Annotated in this window: 1 protein-coding gene; it reads left to right on the forward strand. The window is 68.5% G+C overall.

Going from position 1 to position 1,146, the window contains the following annotated elements; all coding sequences use genetic code 11:
- Nucleotides 1-331 precede the first annotated feature (331 nt).
- Entirely contained in the window at nucleotides 332-1,099 is a 768-nt protein-coding gene (locus EUA98_RS19610) for a transposase (protein ID WP_165372935.1), read from the forward strand.
- The last annotated feature ends 47 nt before the right edge of the window (nucleotides 1,100-1,146 follow it).

Below are 1,146 nucleotides of genomic sequence, written 5' to 3' on the forward strand. Positions count from 1 at the left end.
CATTAGCGCAACCACGGGCCCACATCGCTGTGAGTCGTGCTCCACGATGCTCGAGGCGTGGGAGGGCCAACCTGCTCCGCGTTTGTATGGCTACACGGCGCGGAATGTTGCCCAGGCGCTGAGCCGGGTAGCTCGCGGGGACAGCTACCGGGGCGCCAGCGCCGCGGTGCGCTCGGTAGCGGGCCGCGAGCTGGACACGCGCCCGAGCAAGACCCGGGCGGGCCACCCGCTCGCCCCAGCGAACCAGCATGGTCAGCTCGTCGCGGACTGGACCGAGACGTTTGCCCCGGTGATCTGGCGAGAGTACGCCCCCACGTCTTGGCCGGCGCGCGTGGCCATCGACAGCGTCCAGTTCCGGCTGACCCACACCCGCAACAAGGTCACGACCAAGTACAAGTTCCACGTCCTGGCAGCGTTCGGGTACGACAGCGGCGGACGCCCCTACCTCGCCGCGATCGAGGCCGTGCCGCGGGCCACTGAGCACGCTTGGAGGGCCTTCCTGCGCCGGATGCCCGGGGAGCCGGCCCTCGTGGTCTCCGACGGCGGTCAGCCGTTCGCTGCGGCCACCCAGGTCTTCACCGGCGCCACCGAGGTCCGCCGGTGCGAGTGGCACCTGGCGAAGAACGTTGGCGACAACTTGCCCGAGGCCGTGCGCAGGGACGCCAGCGACCCGCTCCACGGGTTGCTGCGCCGGGCGCAGCGCAGCGAGGAGGCCTGGGAGACATTCCGGGAGGCTCTCACTGCCCGATCTGCCGCCAAACGCGGCTTCCTCGGCGCGATGAGCATGACCCGGCGGATCGACCCGATCGTGCGCGCCCAGATCCTCACCCGAACAGAGCTCGGGCCGAACTCCACCGGCGCGGTCGAGGAGTTCTTCGCCTCAACCCTGCGCCCGACCATCGCCCCACGCGCCCAGAGAATGTCGAACAAAATCCGCGCCGACGCATTTCTTCTGCTCCTGGCAGCGCAACGAAACGGCTGGGCCGACGAGACCAAATGGACCACCGTCATCCACGACCACCTGGTGAAGCTCCAGGGCCAAGCGCCCCAGCAGCGCCAACACACCGATGCTGCCGCAACTCCGTCTTTGTGGTCCTGAGCGGACAATCTTGAGCGTGCCATATCCACGCTAAGCGACACAGTACA

Source organism: Pengzhenrongella frigida, assembly GCF_004168625.1.
GTDB lineage: Bacteria > Actinomycetota > Actinomycetes > Actinomycetales > Cellulomonadaceae > Pengzhenrongella > Pengzhenrongella frigida.